This is a genomic window from Mycobacterium sp. (assembly GCF_008709575.1).
Taxonomy (GTDB): Bacteria; Actinomycetota; Actinomycetes; order Mycobacteriales; family Mycobacteriaceae; genus Mycobacterium.
In genome coordinates, this window is sequence record NZ_VYIK01000304.1 from 1 (window position 1) to 727 (window position 727).

A 727-nucleotide genomic window follows, 5' to 3' on the forward strand; every position below is an offset into this window, starting at 1 on the left:
CGCTGAACATGCGATCACCGCTGCAGCACGAGCTGCAATTACGCGGCCGCCGGTGCGCACCCGAGCGGGTGTCATGAATGCATCCAGCCCCGGCAACAGGTAAAATGGCGTCCACCTCGCCGGCGTCAAGGCCAACCCCTGCGGGTGGCTGACGGCCAGCCGTGACCCCGGCTGCGGGCACCACCCCCAGGCAGCTGCCCGGGGCAGCAGCAAACAACTTTACCACAAGATGCCTACAACAGAAGTCTCCACGGAATCGGGGGAGATCCCGCGCCAGCGCAACCAGGACAGTTCAATGTGAGTATTATGACAACTGCCCGCTTGGGATCGAAGACCCCACAAGTACGTGAAATCGTGGGCAACCCCGGGTAAACTGCGTTTGCTTCCGCCAATTGTTTGCGCCCGCAAATTCATCTCGCGGGTGTCCGGCGGGGTAACCGACGCAACGACGCGTAACTCCTCACCACGATCTGTGTGCTCGACGTGGTCCGTGCTGATCAGCATGACGGATGTAGGAGCTGGCAGCCCGAATTGGTAGTAGGAATGTTGGGAGAAGTTTTGAACCAGAATCCGACTGACCGCGGTACCGTCTGCCGCGCCCGTTACCGACGCGCCGAGGGAGGGAGGTCGGCGTGATCGATTTTGGTGCGCTGCCGCCGGAGATCAACTCGGCGAGGATGTACGCGGGTCCCGGCCCGGAGTCCCTGTCGGCGGCGGCGGCGATGTG

1 protein-coding gene is annotated in these 727 nt (G+C 62.7%); it reads left to right on the forward strand.

Translation table 11 applies throughout. The features are described from left to right. Nucleotides 1–632 precede the first annotated feature (632 nt). Nucleotides 633–727: PPE domain-containing protein (locus F6Q13_RS18605; protein WP_293059679.1), on the forward strand; the 95-nt coding region annotated here is incomplete at its 3' end.